General features: G+C 52.7%; 14 protein-coding genes. 5 read left to right on the top strand and 9 right to left on the bottom strand.

The window, feature by feature from the left end; genetic code table 11:
• Window positions 1-9: 9 nt before the first annotated feature.
• On the bottom strand, window positions 10-2,166 hold the full coding sequence (locus HCX89_RS07740; protein ID WP_167715587.1) for a hypothetical protein: 2,157 nt from the start codon (window positions 2,164-2,166) through the stop codon (window positions 10-12).
• Window positions 2,167-2,625: 459 nt separating this feature from the next.
• On the opposite strand from HCX89_RS07740, the gene HCX89_RS07735 reads away from it, so the two are divergent.
• Window positions 2,626-4,284 carry a methyl-accepting chemotaxis protein gene (locus HCX89_RS07735; protein ID WP_167715585.1) on the top strand — a complete coding sequence of 553 codons (1,659 nt, stop codon included), beginning with the start codon at window positions 2,626-2,628 and terminating at the stop codon, window positions 4,282-4,284.
• 177 nt (window positions 4,285-4,461) lie between these two features.
• On the opposite strand, the gene katG is transcribed toward HCX89_RS07735, so the two are convergent.
• From katG to ftsY, 5 genes are all read right to left on the bottom strand, one after another.
• Window positions 4,462-6,636 (bottom strand): catalase/peroxidase HPI, encoded by a 2,175-nt coding sequence (katG, locus tag HCX89_RS07730; protein WP_167715583.1) that lies wholly within the window; start codon window positions 6,634-6,636, stop codon window positions 4,462-4,464.
• Between the two features lie 210 nt (window positions 6,637-6,846).
• Window positions 6,847-7,704 carry an RNA polymerase sigma factor RpoH gene (rpoH, locus tag HCX89_RS07725; RefSeq protein ID WP_028780766.1) on the bottom strand — a complete coding sequence of 286 codons (858 nt, stop codon included), beginning with the start codon at window positions 7,702-7,704 and terminating at the stop codon, window positions 6,847-6,849.
• Between the two features lie 171 nt (window positions 7,705-7,875).
• Entirely contained in the window at window positions 7,876-8,841 is a 966-nt protein-coding gene (gene ftsX, locus HCX89_RS07720; RefSeq protein ID WP_167715581.1) for a permease-like cell division protein FtsX, read from the bottom strand.
• A 3-nt stretch (window positions 8,842-8,844) separates the two neighbouring features.
• Window positions 8,845-9,537 carry a cell division ATP-binding protein FtsE gene (gene ftsE, locus HCX89_RS07715; RefSeq protein ID WP_025012145.1) on the bottom strand — a complete coding sequence of 231 codons (693 nt, stop codon included), beginning with the start codon at window positions 9,535-9,537 and terminating at the stop codon, window positions 8,845-8,847.
• Between the two features lie 3 nt (window positions 9,538-9,540).
• On the bottom strand, window positions 9,541-11,202 hold the full coding sequence (gene ftsY / locus HCX89_RS07710; RefSeq protein WP_167715579.1) for a signal recognition particle-docking protein FtsY: 1,662 nt from the start codon (window positions 11,200-11,202) through the stop codon (window positions 9,541-9,543).
• 225 nt (window positions 11,203-11,427) lie between these two features.
• Here ftsY and rsmD point away from each other — a divergent pair, with 225 nt between their 5' ends.
• Together rsmD and HCX89_RS07700 are read left to right on the top strand one after the other, a co-directional pair.
• The gene (rsmD, locus tag HCX89_RS07705) at window positions 11,428-12,015 is read left to right on the top strand and encodes a 16S rRNA (guanine(966)-N(2))-methyltransferase RsmD (RefSeq protein ID WP_025009234.1); all 588 of its coding nucleotides are present in this window, start codon (window positions 11,428-11,430) and stop codon (window positions 12,013-12,015) included.
• Window positions 12,012-12,314: a DUF1145 domain-containing protein gene (locus HCX89_RS07700; protein ID WP_044735467.1), complete on the top strand. Its 303-nt coding sequence runs from the start codon at window positions 12,012-12,014 to the stop codon at window positions 12,312-12,314. Before rsmD ends, HCX89_RS07700 begins: the two co-directional genes overlap by 4 nt.
• On the opposite strand, the gene HCX89_RS07695 is transcribed toward HCX89_RS07700, so the two are convergent.
• The 3 genes from HCX89_RS07695 to HCX89_RS07685 are packed head-to-tail and all read right to left on the bottom strand — an operon-like array spanning window position 12,305 to window position 13,891.
• The gene (locus HCX89_RS07695; protein WP_107110857.1) at window positions 12,305-12,787 is read right to left on the bottom strand and encodes a hypothetical protein; all 483 of its coding nucleotides are present in this window, start codon (window positions 12,785-12,787) and stop codon (window positions 12,305-12,307) included. The two genes, HCX89_RS07700 and HCX89_RS07695, sit on opposite strands and share 10 nt — an antisense overlap.
• Window positions 12,788-12,833: 46 nt before the next feature.
• A complete protein-coding gene (locus HCX89_RS07690; protein ID WP_037436274.1) occupies window positions 12,834-13,169 on the bottom strand; it encodes a DUF4870 domain-containing protein in 336 nt (111 codons plus the stop codon).
• A gap of 17 nt (window positions 13,170-13,186) precedes the next feature.
• Window positions 13,187-13,891: an MOSC domain-containing protein gene (locus tag HCX89_RS07685; RefSeq protein WP_044735469.1), complete on the bottom strand. Its 705-nt coding sequence runs from the start codon at window positions 13,889-13,891 to the stop codon at window positions 13,187-13,189.
• A 147-nt stretch (window positions 13,892-14,038) separates the two neighbouring features.
• Here HCX89_RS07685 and HCX89_RS07680 point away from each other — a divergent pair, with 147 nt between their 5' ends.
• Window positions 14,039-14,827: a MipA/OmpV family protein gene (locus HCX89_RS07680; RefSeq protein WP_167715577.1), complete on the top strand. Its 789-nt coding sequence runs from the start codon at window positions 14,039-14,041 to the stop codon at window positions 14,825-14,827.
• Window positions 14,828-14,842: 15 nt separating this feature from the next.
• Window positions 14,843-15,298 carry a hypothetical protein gene (locus tag HCX89_RS07675; protein ID WP_167715575.1) on the top strand — a complete coding sequence of 152 codons (456 nt, stop codon included), beginning with the start codon at window positions 14,843-14,845 and terminating at the stop codon, window positions 15,296-15,298.
• Window positions 15,299-15,324: the final 26 nt, after the last annotated feature.

The raw sequence follows: 15,324 nt of genomic DNA, 5'->3' as shown, positions 1-15,324 counted from the left end.
TTCTTGTCCTTAAGGCAGTGGCGGAAAACTGTTGACCCAACGAATATCCAGGGGTTCGCCCTGATATTCGAGTTTGCTGATACGCTCCACTCTATCGGCAACCCTTAGGTATTTGTCTTCCATAACGGCTTCGCTCAGGGACGCATGGTCTGTATTGAGATAGTGAGCGTGTATATCCAGCAAAGGCAGTTGTACTCCGTCGGCACTATAGAGATGGTACTGCTGAAGGAACTGCCGCGTGGATTGCTGCAGATCCAGCTCACCGAATACTTCGAGAGGCACCAGCCAGGCACGCTCACTCGGGGTATAATCAATTGGCTGCCATACCGGGCGTCCATCACAATGCAGATGACTGGGTATTTCCAGGCCATAGAAATAACGGCGAAGACCATCTTCTGTACTCAGTTGGTACTGGAGTTGCGCAGGCTTCCATTTGTCATACTTCGCTTTCCACACCAAGGATGACGGCCCTTGTTTAAAATCGCCTTCTATCTGCAGTTGGCAGACACTGGCCCAGTCCTGTGGCAGGGTCAACTTGGCACCTTGCGGCGTATCGGCCTGGGTCGAGAAACTCATAGGGTCAAAATCGGCAGAGTCTTCGCCGGTGTCATTGTAAAGGTAATTCTTATCCATTGGAGGCAGGGTGTAATCGGCAGCAAAGGCCTCGCGGCTTACCCAGCTAACCTCACGGCTGAAGCTCGATTGTTGCTGCTTCTTCACAGCAAAGAAGGTCACCTCTGATGGCTGGTTGGTCAACTTCACCCTAAACCCATTCTCGCCGCTAAATAGTATGCTGCGATCCAAACTATTGAGCCATTTGGGGCCGATTTCTGGCGTCTGGTAACGGTATTCACCTTCAAGCCCATCAAAAAATGGCAACAAATAGCCATCTGTGCCGCTGAAATGCAGCTGATATTCATCTGGCTGCTGCGCTATCGGTGTAATGGTGACAATACCGCCGTCAAACGCCAGTTGCTGCTCTTGTCCCGACTGCCATTGGCCGGAAATCGATACCAGTTCGAGTGGCATGAAATCTGCCATGGCGCTGAAGGAGGATATTTTTTCAAACTGGTTTCGCTGGTTCCAGCCCAGAGGTGCAATGGCGGTACTGGTGACTAGCTTGTCATTTTGCTGATAGGGGCCAAATTGGCCTAAAACGGCAAACTCCATTTCAATAGGTTTATCTTCGACATCCAATGCCTTGAAGTCTCGATAGGTGATCTCTCCCAGAACTTCTTTTTCATGCTCGGCGAGCAATAACTCCAATTGGAGATGTTTAGATTCGACGCGATATGCTCCTTTGCCGTATTGGAATAAGGCTTCGGCGCTGATCTCCTGCCCGTCAACAGGTTTTGGCGGCGCGGTCACTATCGGAATCCAGTTATCCAGAGAATCGGGGGCAATTCGATTGCTCAGATCACCTACTTGATCGAGCAGATCTTTACGCTCCATGACAAGCAACATATGGTTGCTGCCTTGTCGGCCCCTGAGCTCGACTTTAGTTTCAAGCACCAACACCATTTTCTGCAACCAGCCGCTATCGCGGGCCAGGCGCATATGCCCATACAGGCGGCTCTCATCGCTTTCGGCCGTCAACTCAGTGTCTACGGTTTCGGGAGTCACTTTGGTGACCAGTAATTCGGCTTGCTGGCCGTTGAACCCCTCAAGTGTCAGCTTACTACCCTCTTTGGCAGGGAGCTCCCGCAACACGCCGGGAGCATCCATTCCCGGGGCCAAAAGTTTGATTAGCTCAGGACCAGAGCGTGCCAATATTTTTTGCCAGGTTTCATCGTCCTTGGCCTTAAACGCCAGCAGTTTTCCTGAGTCTTTATCCAGAGTGACTTCAAAGCCTTTGGAAAACATCTTCTGCAGCTCGGGGTTGTCATCGGTAGCGCCAAAGCTACTGAAAGGCCGGCCGCCGCCTGACATAGCCATATATTTGGGTACCAGCTCCATCTTTAGCGCCGGCGAGGTCTCAATTACCTCATAACGCATCAGGGAGTTGCTGTCCTGAGTAAATTGACGTCCACCTATATCTATAGTGGCTTTGGCCTGTACCCAGTAATCAACTTGATTGCCTTTTTTGGGGTCAAATTCAACATGGGAATTGGGGGTGCATGCGGACAAAAGCCATAACAGACCGAAGAGGGAAAGATACTGCTTCATTTCATTCCTTGAAGAAGAACACTTGAAAATTAGCGCCACATTATGCCAGAACCTGAGTCACAATTCTGCTGCCATCCACGCAGGCTTTAACCATTTCGCCAGGAAGGTTCACAAAAAATAAGGAACCTACCTACAGCCAAGTACTAAGAAAAAATGCACAATCCCAATGTTTCTTTTAATGCTATTCAGGAAACCAATTTCAAACCAGAGTTACTGTACTCGCGGTTAGCTGCAACCAGCAGTTCCTGCATCAGGTTGCAGCCTTTTTTCAAGATCATATCCCCACCCAAAAACAAGTTGAAAGTCACGTATAACACCGAAATATCAGACAGAGATAACAGAACAACCAGACAGAGACTACAGCTCGATCAGACTTGAATTACATGGCGCCAAAAAACAAATTTGATACATTTCAACAACTTTAAAATTACCTGATGTAGATTATTTTTGGAGAACTAAGTGTCTAATTTGAATCTGCGAAATAAATTGCTGCTGCTTACCTTATTGCCATTATTGATAGGTTCCATCGTCTTGATGTATGCATCCTGGAAGGCGGAATCGAATGCACTGGAAAGCGAAATCACCCATTTCAGAAAAAAATTACTTGAGGAACGTCATCAAGAGTTAGTGCATGTGACCGAAATAGCCAAAGAGATTGTCAGCTTTCAGCGCAGTCAGGGCGGAGACTATAAGGCGGCCTTGCGGGATGTTCGCTTTGGCAGCGCAGGTTATTTCTTTGTCTACGATAGCAAAGGGATAAACCTATTCCATGCTCAACAGCCATTCCAAGAAGGTACAGATCAGATAGGGATGACAGATCCCAAAGGCACTAAGATAATAGCAGGTTTACTTAATGCAGCCCAGAATAGTGACGGTACCCTCATTTATTACTATCAGAAGCCCGGTACCAATGAGCTGGTGGAAAAGATAGGTTATGCCGCCATGATTCCTGGTACCGACTGGATCATAGGCACCGGCGCCTATGTGGATGATATCGAAGCCTCAGTGGCCGAATATCAGCAGACGGCGTTGCAAGATATGGAAGAACGGCTTTGGTTGACCCTGATGATGGTCATAGCCATCACCTTAGTCACTTCTATACTCATCCTATTTGCGGCCCAACGTACTATTGCTCCTATCCGCAACATGTTGGATAACCTCAACGATATCGCTCAGGGGGAAGGGGATTTAACCAAGCGTTTGCAGGTGCACGGTGAAGATGAGATTGCTCAGCTGGGGCAGGCATTCAACCGATTTGTCGACAAGTTGCAACACATCATCCGTGATGTGACTGCCGCCACCCACGAGGTGCAGGATGCCTCTGGTTCTATTCATGCCCAGACTCAGGCGATAGCGGCGCAGTTGGCCAACCACAACAATGAGACAGATCAGGTGGTGACCGCCATTACCGAGATGTCTTCCACCGCCCAGGAAGTGGCGATGAACACTACCCAGGTGGCGGAGGCGACTCATGTGGCTACCGACGAAGTGGCCAAGGCCCAGGAGTGCGTCGATACCTCGCTGACTGAGATCTCGACCCTGATGGCGGAAATCAACAGCGCCGCCAACCATATTCAGTCGCTCAGTGAGCAATCACAGCGGATCAACAGCGTGCTGTCTGTCATCGGCGGCATTGCCGAGCAGACCAACCTGTTGGCACTCAACGCGGCCATTGAAGCGGCCCGCGCCGGTGAGCAGGGAAGAGGTTTTGCCGTAGTGGCCGATGAAGTGCGCAGTCTGGCGAGTCGTACCCAGGCCAGCACTTTGGAGATCAACGAGATGCTCAGCGAGCTGCATCGTCTAGTGAGTCAGGCGGTGAGTGCCATGGAAGAGAGTCAGCAGAGTTGCCACCGCAGTGTCGAGTCGTCCAAGCTTATCTCCGAAAGCCTGGGAGCCGTCACCAGCTCTGTCACCTCCATCAATGATATGAGTACCCAAATCGCCACCGCCGCCACAGAGCAGAGTTCGGTGACTGAGGAGATTAACCGGAATATCTACGCCATTCAGGAGATAGTCGCCGAGCTGCTGCATTCCAGCGAAGATGCGGCCAGGGTCAGTCAGACTGTGTCCCACAGTGGTGATAACCTCGGCAAGTTGGTCAACCAGTTCCGGGTTTAATCATTCAATATGAAGAAGACAGAAACAGCGTCATTTGGCGCTGTTTCTGTCTCAACTTTTATATCTACGAGCTTATAGCAATCTTTAGCTCAAAATAGCCTTCTGAGTGCAAGTTTAATTGTCAAAGACGTAATCAAGCAATCAATAACCAATTTAAATATTTTGATTTATTCACAGTTAAAAGCGATCGGCATTCATCACCTTGACCCAGGCCTTGACGAAGTCCCGAACAAACTTTTCGCCGTTGTCATCCTGGGCATAGACTTCCGCATAAGAACGTAGAATCGAGTTGGAGCCAAGCACCAAGTCCACCCGGGTTGCGGTCCACTTAACCGCGCCGCTGTGACGCTCAACAATCTCGTAGAGGTTTTCGGCAACCGGTCGCCACTGATAGCGCATGTCGGTGAGATTGACAAAGAAGTCATTGGATAAAACACCGACCCTATCGGTAAACACGCCCTGTAATGCCCCCTCGAAGTTGGCACCCAGCACCCGCATACCACCTATGAGCACTGTCATTTCAGGGGCCGTGAGCCCCATAAGTTGGCTGCGATCCAGCAAGAGTTGCTCGGGAGTCACCCGATAATCGGCCTGCAGATAATTTCTGAAGCCATCATGCAAAGGCTCAAGCACGGCGAACGATTCCACATCCGTCATATCTTGGGTTGCATCCCCGCGCCCCGGCAGGAATGGCACCTCGATATTGACCCCGGCATCCCTCGCGGCCTTCTCAACTGCGGCGCTGCCCGCAAGCACTATCAGATCAGCCAGGCTAATTGCTTTGCCGCAACCTGACTGGATAGCCTCCAACACCTTGAGTACTTTTTGCAGCCGCTGCGGCTCATTGCCATGCCAGTCGCAGCATGGCTGCAGACGGATACGCGCGCCGTTGGCGCCACCACGGTAGTCAGAGCCGCGGAAGGTACGGGCGCTGTCCCAGGCGGTAGCCACCAACTCGGCCACACTCAGCCCGGAGGCCAGGATCTCTGTCTTGAGGTCGGCGACATCCTTGGCTGTCAGGCTGTAGTCGACTTTAGGGATGGGGTCTTGCCAGATAAGCTCTTCTGTCGGCACATCCGGCCCAAGATAGCGGCTTCTTGGCCCCAGGTCTCTGTGGGTCAGCTTGAACCAAGCCCTGGCAAACACCTCGCTGAAATACTGCTGGTCCTGGGCAAAACGCTCGGCAATCTTACGATATTCGGGGTCGACCTTCAGCGCCATATCGGCATCTGTCATTATGGGATTGTGGCGTATGGATGGGTCTTCCACATCCACAGGCTTGTCTTGCTCTTTGATGTCCACAGGTTCCCACTGCCAGGCACCGGCAGGACTCTTTTTCAGCTCCCACTCGTGCTGCAACAGCATCTTGAAGAAACCGTTATCCCACTGGGTAGGATGGGTTGTCCAAGCGCCTTCAATACCGCTGACCACAGTATCGCGGCCAATGCCCCGGCTCTTGTGGTTTAGCCAACCCAGTCCCTGCTCTTCCAAGCCGGCCGCTTCCGGCTCCGGGCTGAGATTTTCGGCGCGGCCATTGCCGTGACACTTACCCACAGTGTGGCCACCTGCGGTCAGCGCCACGGTTTCTTCATCATTCATTGCCATGCGTTTGAAAGTTTCCCGCATGTCCTTGGCCGTCTTCAGCGGATCCGGATTGCCATCAACCCCTTCAGGGTTGACGTAAATAAGCCCCATCATCACGGCTGCCAATGGGTTTTCCAACTCGCGCTCCCCGGAATAGCGGCTGTTGGGGCTATCACTGGTGGCCAGCCACTCCTCCTCCGAGCCCCAATAGGTATCCTTTTCCGGATGCCAGATATCTTCCCGTCCAGCGGCAAAGCCGAAAGTTTTCAGCCCCATGGTTTCATAAGCGACTGTACCGGCGAGAATGATCAGGTCTGCCCAGGAAATCTTGTTACCGTACTTCTTCTTGATAGGCCATAGCAGACGCCGAGCCTTGTCTGTGTTGACGTTATCCGGCCAACTATTGAGAGGGGCGAAACGCTGATTGCCGGTACCTGCACCGCCGCGGCCATCTTCAATGCGGTAAGAACCGGCCGCATGCCAGGCCATGCGCACCATCATGGCGCCATAGTGGCCCCAATCTGCCGGCCACCAGTCCTGGCTTGTGGTCATCAGTGCCCTAAGATCGGCTTTCAGGCCGGCATAGTCCAATTTGGCAAACGCTTCGGCATAGTTGAAATCGGGATCCATGGGATTGGTCTTGCTGTCGTGCTGGCTGAGGATGTCGAGCTTGAGCGACTTGGGCCACCACTTCATGATGTCTTGCTCTATGGATGTGTTGGCGCCGTGCATTACTGGACATTTGCCCAAGGGCTTACTTCCGGTCATAGGTGTTATCTCCATATTGGTACAAGCATTACAGTAGACTTACTCTCACATCATACGCTGACTAATTTTTATACTCGAACAAGGAGTATATATCTAATCCGTTAAGCATTTCTTAACCATATAATTTGTATGGTTTACCCGGCACATCCTCGGCCGAAAACAAAAAAACCCGCCAGAAGGCGGGTTTTGCAAAATAGTTCGCTGACTGCGTTATACGTCCATACAAGCCTTGAGCTTGTTCATGGCGTTTTTCTCCAACTGACGGATCCGCTCGGCAGACACCTGATAGGTATCGGCCAGCTCCTGCAGTGTGGTCTTTTCATCGTCCAACCAACGGGCCCGCAGAATGTGCTGACTGCGTTCATCCAAGGTCTTGATCGCCGACAACAGCTTGTTCTGGGCATTGGATTCCCAGTTGTCATTTTCTACCTGGGCCGCCAAGTCGGAAGAGTGGTCTTCCAGATAAAGCGCCGGGGCAAAGTCATGATCATCATCGTGATCATTGGTCAGGTCGAAGGCCGGATCCTGCGCCGCCATTCGCGACTCCATCTCGGTCACATCCTGTTTGGATACGCCAAGATTTTCGGCCACCATGGTGACCTCTTCATCGCTGAACCAACCCAGACGTTTCTTGGCCTTACGCAAGTTGAAGAACAACTTACGCTGCGCCTTGGTGGTGGCGACTTTGACTATGCGCCAGTTCTTCAGCACATATTCATGAATTTCTGCCTTGATCCAGTGCACGGCGAAAGACACCAAACGTACACCCACATCAGGGTCGAAACGCTTGACTGCCTTCATCAGGCCTATGTTGCCTTCCTGGATCAGGTCTGCCTGTGGCAGACCATAACCCGCATAGCCGCGGGCAATGTGCACCACAAAACGTAAGTGCGACATAATCAGTTGCTTAGCCGCCTGCAGATCACCGGTTTCCTGCAAACGCTTCGCCAGCTCATACTCCTGCTCGGCGTCCAGCATGGTCATGCTGTTTACCGAATGGATATAGGCCTCGAGACTGCTGCTCCCCTGGGGAACCATCAGTGCCATTGATTGCGTTTGATCAGTCATTCACGCTCCTGTTTCTTACTGCTTTGATGCTCATTTCGGGTCGAAAAAAACGCTGATGAGCCGATGCACTATCGGTCAATTGACATATATTGTCAACGCCGTATCCAACACCCGGGGTTATTTTTACCCCGAAGATAAGACAATGCAAGTGAAGGTAAGTTCATTTTTACATCAGTGAGGCTCTATGGCTCGCAGGTGTTGGCGCACCGACAGGAAAGACCCCAACCAACCCAAAAATGACGCCAGTGCCATCATCTGCAGCAGCTCGACAAAGGTCAGAGACTGCATCTCGAGTTGGCTGCCATACAGGCCCAAAAGCGAGGCCAACGCCCCATCCAGGTACCAGACCAAGAGGTTGATTATCACCCAGGCGAGTATACCGCCGATAACACCATACCAGATGCCGGTATAGAGAAATGGCCGCTGAATAAAGGCTTCCGTGGCCCCGACCAGCTTCATGACCTCAATTTCACTGCGCCGATTCATGATAGCCAGGCGAATCGTGTTACCTATGACCAGCACCACAGCCAGGATCAGCAGTGCCGCCAACGCCAGCACGGTACGTTCCAACAAGCGCACCAGAGCCTGTAAGCGCTCCAGCCACTCGATATCCAGACGGCCAAAGCTCACCTCAGGCTCACGCTCCAGCTTGGTCAAAAGCTCTCTGGCGCCTGTTGGGCTGGAATACTTTTCGGTGGGGATCACGCTGATCACCGCCGGCAAAGGGTTGCTTTCCAGATAGGAGAGCGCCTCGCCGAAACCTGACAGCTGTTGGAACTCCGCCAGTGCCTCGTCACGATTGATATAGTCGACCTCGTCTATTTCCGGGTAGACCTTTATCCGCGCCAGCAGGCTCTGAATACTCTGCTCTGAGCGGTTCCCCTCAATAAACAAGGAGATCTGTGCCGCGCTGCTCCAGGATTGGGTAATGGTCTCGGCATTTTTTACCAGCACCTGCAAGGCGGCCGGCAAACTCAGGCTGACACCCAGCACAGCCATGGTCATCAACGATGAGATAGGGTTGCGCCACAACTCACCCATGCTGGCCATGGCATGCTGTATATGGCGGATAAAGAACATCACTATCCGGCCGGAAAGTGGGAGTTTACTGCGGGTCAATGAAGGCTGGGCAGACATAGCTTATTCCTTAGCGCTCATGGGGCTGGTCCCCAGTTCTTCACCACCTATCATCCGCCCCTGCTTCAGGGTCAGGGTGCGGTATTTCATTCTGGCGATAAGACCGAGATCATGGGTGGCAATCAGCACACTGGTGCCCGCATCGTTGAAGGTTTCAAACAGCCTGAGAATATCCATGGATAGCTTGGGGTCCAGGTTACCGGTCGGTTCATCGGCCAGCAATAGAGGGGGTTTGTTGACTATCGCCCTGGCAATGCCTACCCGCTGCTGCTCACCGCCCGAAAGCATGATGGGATTATGGCGCTCTTTACCATAGAGCCCCACCATATCCAGAGCACCGGCTACCCGCTTGCGGATCTCCCCCAAGGTAAAGCCTTCGATAACCAAGGGCAGCGCCACATTGTCAAACACGCTTCGGTCCATCAACAGATGGTGGCTTTGGAAAATCATCCCGATATCGCGGCGCAGGTAAGGCACATGGCCGCGCTTGATACCGGCGATATCATGGCCGTTGATCCATACCCGGCCGGCGCTGGCGCGCTCAATAACTGTGATCAATTTGAGCAAGGTACTCTTACCGGCCCCGGAATGCCCGGTAAGAAAGGCCATTTCGCCCCGCTGAAGATGAAAACTCACATCAGACAGTGCCTTTTGGCCCCCGGCGTAAATTTTGCTGACCTGCTCAAATCGAATCATATATCAGTTATCCGCCTTCTCCTGACTGAACAGGGCTTCGATAAAGTCTTTGGCATTGAAGGTACGCAGATCGTCTATCTGCTCTCCCACGCCTATGTAACGAATAGGAATACCAAATTTATCGGCAATGGCAAAGATAACTCCGCCTTTGGCGGTACCATCCAGCTTGCTGATACTGATGCCGGTAACTCCGACGGCTTCCTGGAACAACTGCGCCTGACTGATGGCATTCTGGCCCGTGCTGGCATCCAGGGTCAGCATCACTTCATGGGGAGCGTCCGGATCCAGTTTCTTCATCACCCGAACCACTTTCTTCAGCTCTTCCATCAGATGGCTCTTGTTCTGCAAACGACCTGCGGTATCGGCAATCAACACATCGACATTTCTGGCCTTGGCGGCCTGCAGGGCATCAAACAGCACAGAGGCGCTATCGGCACCTGTATGCTGGGCAATCACAGGAATATCGTTGCGCTGGCCCCAAACCTGCAGCTGCTCAACCGCAGCGGCGCGGAAGGTATCACCGGCTGCCAGCATGACAGACTTGCCTTCGCGCTGATACTGTTTGGCCAACTTGCCTATGGTAGTGGTCTTGCCAACGCCGTTGACACCCACCATTAATATAACGAAAGGCCCGGCGGCATTGTCCGGAACCAGAGGCACACTCACAGGCTCCAGTGTCGCCAGCATCTCCTGCTGCAGCAATTCATATAAGGCTTCGGCGTCCTTGAGCTGCTTGCGTGAAGCATGATCTGTCAGGCTGGAGATCAACCGACTGGTGGTTTCCACCCCAACGTCGGCAATAAGCAGTTGCTCTTCCAGCTCTTCAAACAGGTCATCATCAATCTTTTTACCGCGAAACAGCCCGATAAAACCGCTACCGATATTTTCGCTGGTGCGCATCAGCCCCCGCTTGAGGCGGGCAAAGAAGCCCTCTTTAGCAGGTTTTGCCTGTGGCTCAGGTTGAGCTTCTTCGGCAGCCTGTTCGGCCTGGTTTTTTTCAGCGGCCAGACGCTCGGCTTCGGCCTGTTCTGCCTGCGCTTTTTCGGCCGCCAGACGTTCGGCTTCGGCCTGTTCTGCCTGCGCCTTTTCGGCCGCCAGACGCTCGGCTTCTGCCTGTTCTGCCTGCGCCTTTTCAGCAGCAATGCGCTCGGCTTCGGCCTGTTCTGCCTGCGCTTTTTCAGCAGCCAGACGTTCGGCTTCGGCCTGTTCAGCCTGCGCCTTTTCAGCAGCAATACGCTCGGCTTCGGCCTGTTCAGCCTGTGCCTTTTCAGCAGCCAGACGCTCAGCTTCGGCCTGCTCCGCCTGCGCCTTTTCAGCAGCAATACGCTCGGCTTCTGCCTGTTCTGCCTGCGCTTTTTCAGCAGCAATACGCTCAGCTTCGGCCTGCTCTACCTGTGCCTTTTCAGCAGCAATACGCTCAGCTTCTGCCTGTTCTGCCTGCGCTTTTTCAGCAGCAATACGCTCGGCTTCGGCCTGTTCAGCCTGTGCCTTTTCAGTCGCCAGACGATCAGCTTCGGCTTGTTCGGCCTGCGCCTTTTCAGCAGCTAAACGTTCAGTCTCGGCCGCGGCTTCTGCGGCTTGTTGTTCGGCGAGTTTGGCCGCCTGCTCGGCTTCGTCATTACTTTTGTCTTTACGAAACCAGGAAAAAAAACCTTTCTTTGCCATCAGTGCTACCAGTGCTCAACATCGTGGGGGATCTTCAGGAGCCGGGCTCCCGCTTGAGGTCGCAACTATTTCCCTGGAGCAGCGGGGCCTGTTATGGGCATTCCCGAGCGATAAAGGGCTTTAGCTTCATCTCACCTTTTCGGCTGAGTTTGTTATAAAATAGCGACGCTTTTAAGGTGGCATAGTCTACCACTTTCTTTCTTCAGGCAAAATCACGGGGGCAAGATGGCCAAAAATAGACCGGGCAGCGGTCAGGTTCGTATTATCGCAGGCCAATGGCGCTCGAGAAAATTACCCATCCAGGATCTGGAAGGCCTGAGGCCAACCACAGACAGAGTGCGGGAAACTCTTTTTAACTGGCTGGCAGGTGAACTCAGTGGCAGCTCGGTGTTGGACTGTTTCGGTGGCAGTGGCGCACTTGCCTTGGAAGCCCTGTCCCGCTATGCCGCTTTTGCCAGAGTCTATGAGCTGCAAAAAACCGCCGCTCAGCAACTGCAGCAGAATCTGCAAACCCTAAAATGCGACAGTGCCGAGGTCATCAACGGCGATGTATTGGCCGGTTTGGCGCGCCCTGCCGATCGCCGTTTCGATATCGTGTTTATCGATCCCCCTTTTCGCAAGGGACTGGCCGAGCAAACCCTAACCCTGCTGGCCCGGCATCAATGGCTCAACCCAGGCGCCCTTATCTATCTCGAAGTGGAATCAGAATTGCAGCAGTTGCCGATACCGGCTGACTGGGAGGCATTGAAAGAGAAGCAGGCCGGCCAGGTCAGCTACCGCCTGTATCGCTTCCCGGGAGGAATAGAGTCATGAAAGCCGTATTAGTGTTGGGAAAACTGGCGACCCTATTGGCTTGGGTGTTGATGTTTTTCAACCTGTTCAGCCCGTTTGAAGGCAATATCGGCGTGATACTCACCATACTTCTCGGGGTAACCGCCATGATGCATGGGCTGCAGGTGCTGATATTTCACACGATATTTTGTCAGTTGTTGCCGCTCAAGGCTAAAGACTATCTCAACGCCTTTCTATTCGGGGTGTTTGCCTTGCTGGATTACCGCCAACGAGCGCTGAGTCAACTGGCTGCAGAAACCTCGGCAAACACTCAGGATTGAGGCGGCAAAGGCGCCTCTTTACCCTTGGCCAATATTTCCAGAATTTGCTGCAAATGCTGGCTCAGGGCTTCAGCCTCGGCTGTCGCAAACCTTTGCTTAAGGGAAGCATCGAGTTGAGTCGCCAGCTCAGCCTTCACAGCAGAGAGAGCCGGTTGGTTCTCTTCAACCTGTAACTTGGCAACACTGAGAGCCAACAACTTGAGCTCAGGCAACAACTCTATTTGCTTAAATGGTGCCAATAAACCTGGGTCGTCATCACTGAGTCGTTGATCCAGAGTCACCAGCAGTTGGTCGACCCGCGCTAAAGTCTGCTCTCCACGCTGATACAGAGGGGTTATGGCAACATCATTGGCAAAGTCAGTGAGTTGATAGAGGGTCACGCTCAGCGTCAGCACAACTAACAACAGCGGCAGTGACAACCCGAACACCAGACCGACCCAAAAGTTATTGATACCGGATAAAAAGGCTCGCATTGCTCCTCCGCTGTCAGCAACAAGGCCATCTATGGATGGCCCGGGATCACAGGAATTTGATTGCCAAGGGGTACTTGTATTCCACCCCCTCACTGGCCTTGACCGCTGCGACTATGGTCACCACCACATCGAAAATCGCCAGTACAGCCACCAGCACCAAACCTATGCCAACAAAGATCAGGATCAGGCTGATGATGGTGTAAATGATCATACTGATTTTGAAGTTCAGGCAATTACGGCCGCAAACATCGACAAATTCAAACTCTTCCCGTTTCATCAACCAAACGATCAACGGCCCCAAGATAGTGCCGAAAGGGATCAGGTAACCGGCAAAACTCGCCAGGTGCACCAACATTCCCATGTCTCTTTCCTGTTTTTCCATGTTGTTTCCTAACTTTTTCAGTTCAAAGCCAAACTATCCGGGCCATAGAGGCGCATCTGCCAGTCTTCTATGCTGCCCCGCTCCAGTCGGCGCTGCAAGCTGCCAACCCAGCTGGCCGCCAAACCTTCACAACTGAGCAGCCTGTCATAGGCGGCCGCATCAAATTCGGGGCGAAAATACAGCTTCATCGCCTCGGCAACACTGATATCGGTACGCCTTTGTTTCAGTATCAGGGCATCCTGACAGCTTATGATGCCAGGCTTCAGCACCCGATAGAACCAACCTGACATACCCGTTTGCTGCATGGCAAGGGCAAAGTCCCGCTGGCCATATTGGTGATTGAGCTTAAAACAGGGGGAACGTGGTTGGGTGACCTGCAGCTCGACTTCGCCAAAGCTGAGGATATCGCCGATATGAATATCCGCCTCGGTCAGGCCAACACTGCTGATGTTTTCTCCCATGGCAGGTGCATCCTGCCCCGAAGTTATCAGTCCCATGCGCCGGTAGTGGCCATAGTGCTCGCGAGGGAAATGATGCAGTACCCTATCCGGGCCGCCATGATGTTTTGGATCCGCCTGGGCATCACCCGCAACCCTGTCGCCGAAAACCTCCAGCGTCTCCATCCGAGACTTGTTATCTATCCCGCTTGCCAGCTTGTCCCTGAATGTCAGCTCATCACCGGCATACAGCCCAGAAATCTTGTCAATCAAACACTTGGTCACGTTACGTCTCCCTTCGGGTGCCAAAGCCCGATCATACTCCAAGCTTACGGGACAGATCACGGACATTTCCATACAAAGCGGCGCTATTGTATGGCCGTGACGCCGAGGACAATACCAGGGATTTCTTATGTATTCAGGAGAAGTAATATGAAAGCATTCAGATTCAGCGCCCTGGCCCTTGTTGGGGCTGCAGTAAGCAGTGCCGCCTTGGCGGACAACACTGACGTTTATATCCGTAATGGCCAGATTTACAGCCATGAAAACAGTTTCTTTGTCTCTGCCGGTGCCTATCAGGGCAGCGAACTCTATCAAGGCGTCGATTCCAAGCTGCGTCCCTTCGGTAACCTGGGTTATAACGGCAAGGACTTCAACGCCTCACTGGCCAATATCAACTACCGTTTCTTCGGCAATGATAAAGATCTGTTCAACCTGAGTGTGTACCTGGGTAGTCCGGGTATTGCCTTGAAAGACTCAGACGCGGCAGCGCTTGGCGGCATCCATGAACGTAAACTGAGTGGCGATCTGGGTATCAACCTGGATACCCAACTGGGATTCGGTACTCTGTCCACCTCGGTACAACATGACCTAACCAACAGATACAACGGCTTTATCGGCCAGGTCCGTTACGCCGTACCACTGAACCTGGGCTGGGGCAGTGTCGTTCCCTACGCCGGCGTCAGCTACCTGAGCAGTGACTTTACCCAGTACTACTTCGGAGTCAGCAAGGCTGAAGCCAATAAGCAGCATAAGGCCTACCAACCGGGCAAAGCCTTCACCTACAACGCAGGTTACAAGCTGATTGTGCCTCTGGGGGAACATCTCGAACTCAGCCAAAGCAGCAACTACAGCTACCTGGATTCCGCCATTGCCGACTCGCCGATTGTTGATGGCAAACAGCAGTGGAACGCCAACCTGGCACTGACTTATTACTTCTGAATCTGAGGTCCTTGGATGAAATCGCTTAAAAACCTCTTGCTTGCCGCAGGCTTAGCCATAGTGGTCAGTGGCTGTGCTACCCCTTATGACACCCAGAAATCCTTCTGGACCTTTGGCAAAGGCTTTGAGACAACCCAAATTGCCTCAAATGCCTGGCAAATAAGTTTTGTCGGCAATAACAACACTGACAGGGCCCTGGCCCGCAAATACATTCTGCGCAAAGCGGCAGAGTTGAGCCAGCAAGGGGGATTTGCCTTCTTCACCCTGGACAGCGAACAAACCAACAGGGATGCGGTGAATACTTTTGGTGTGGGTCGCAATGACAATAGCTGGCTCTGGGGCTCCAACTCGATTGAGAGGGAAACCTCAGTGATAGTGGAAGTCACCGGCCTGAACCAGAAGTCGGAAAATCCAGGCACCCGGGTTTATGAAGTCAGCTATATTCTCAGTAATGTCAGCGTTAAAGACTGAATGGTCACTGGTAAAGGGGTGACTGA

It is taken from the genome of Shewanella sp. Iso12 (genome assembly GCF_012030025.1).
Taxonomy (GTDB): Bacteria; Pseudomonadota; Gammaproteobacteria; order Enterobacterales; family Shewanellaceae; genus Shewanella; species Shewanella algae.
Note: the sequence above shows the minus strand (reverse complement) of the source record. Positions and strands in the feature narration are given on the sequence as shown.

Bases quoted from the DNA above. Each gene is read 5' to 3' on its own strand.
- HCX89_RS07690 (WP_037436274.1), bottom strand. From the start codon at position 13,169: ATGGAAAAACAGGAAAGAGACATGGGAATGTTGGTGCACCTGGCGAGT.
- katG (WP_167715583.1), bottom strand. From the start codon at position 6,636: ATGACCGGAAGTAAGCCCTTGGGCAAATGTCCAGTAATGCACGGCGCC.
- HCX89_RS07700 (WP_044735467.1), top strand. From the start codon at position 12,012: ATGAAAGCCGTATTAGTGTTGGGAAAACTGGCGACCCTATTGGCTTGG.
- ftsX (WP_167715581.1), bottom strand. From the start codon at position 8,841: ATGTCTGCCCAGCCTTCATTGACCCGCAGTAAACTCCCACTTTCCGGC.
- HCX89_RS07695 (WP_107110857.1), bottom strand. From the start codon at position 12,787: ATGCGAGCCTTTTTATCCGGTATCAATAACTTTTGGGTCGGTCTGGTG.
- HCX89_RS07675 (WP_167715575.1), top strand. From the start codon at position 14,843: ATGAAATCGCTTAAAAACCTCTTGCTTGCCGCAGGCTTAGCCATAGTG.
- HCX89_RS07680 (WP_167715577.1), top strand. From the start codon at position 14,039: ATGAAAGCATTCAGATTCAGCGCCCTGGCCCTTGTTGGGGCTGCAGTA.
- ftsY (WP_167715579.1), bottom strand. From the start codon at position 11,202: ATGGCAAAGAAAGGTTTTTTTTCCTGGTTTCGTAAAGACAAAAGTAAT.
- rpoH (WP_028780766.1), bottom strand. From the start codon at position 7,704: ATGACTGATCAAACGCAATCAATGGCACTGATGGTTCCCCAGGGGAGC.
- rsmD (WP_025009234.1), top strand. From the start codon at position 11,428: ATGGCCAAAAATAGACCGGGCAGCGGTCAGGTTCGTATTATCGCAGGC.
- HCX89_RS07740 (WP_167715587.1), bottom strand. From the start codon at position 2,166: ATGAAGCAGTATCTTTCCCTCTTCGGTCTGTTATGGCTTTTGTCCGCA.
- ftsE (WP_025012145.1), bottom strand. From the start codon at position 9,537: ATGATTCGATTTGAGCAGGTCAGCAAAATTTACGCCGGGGGCCAAAAG.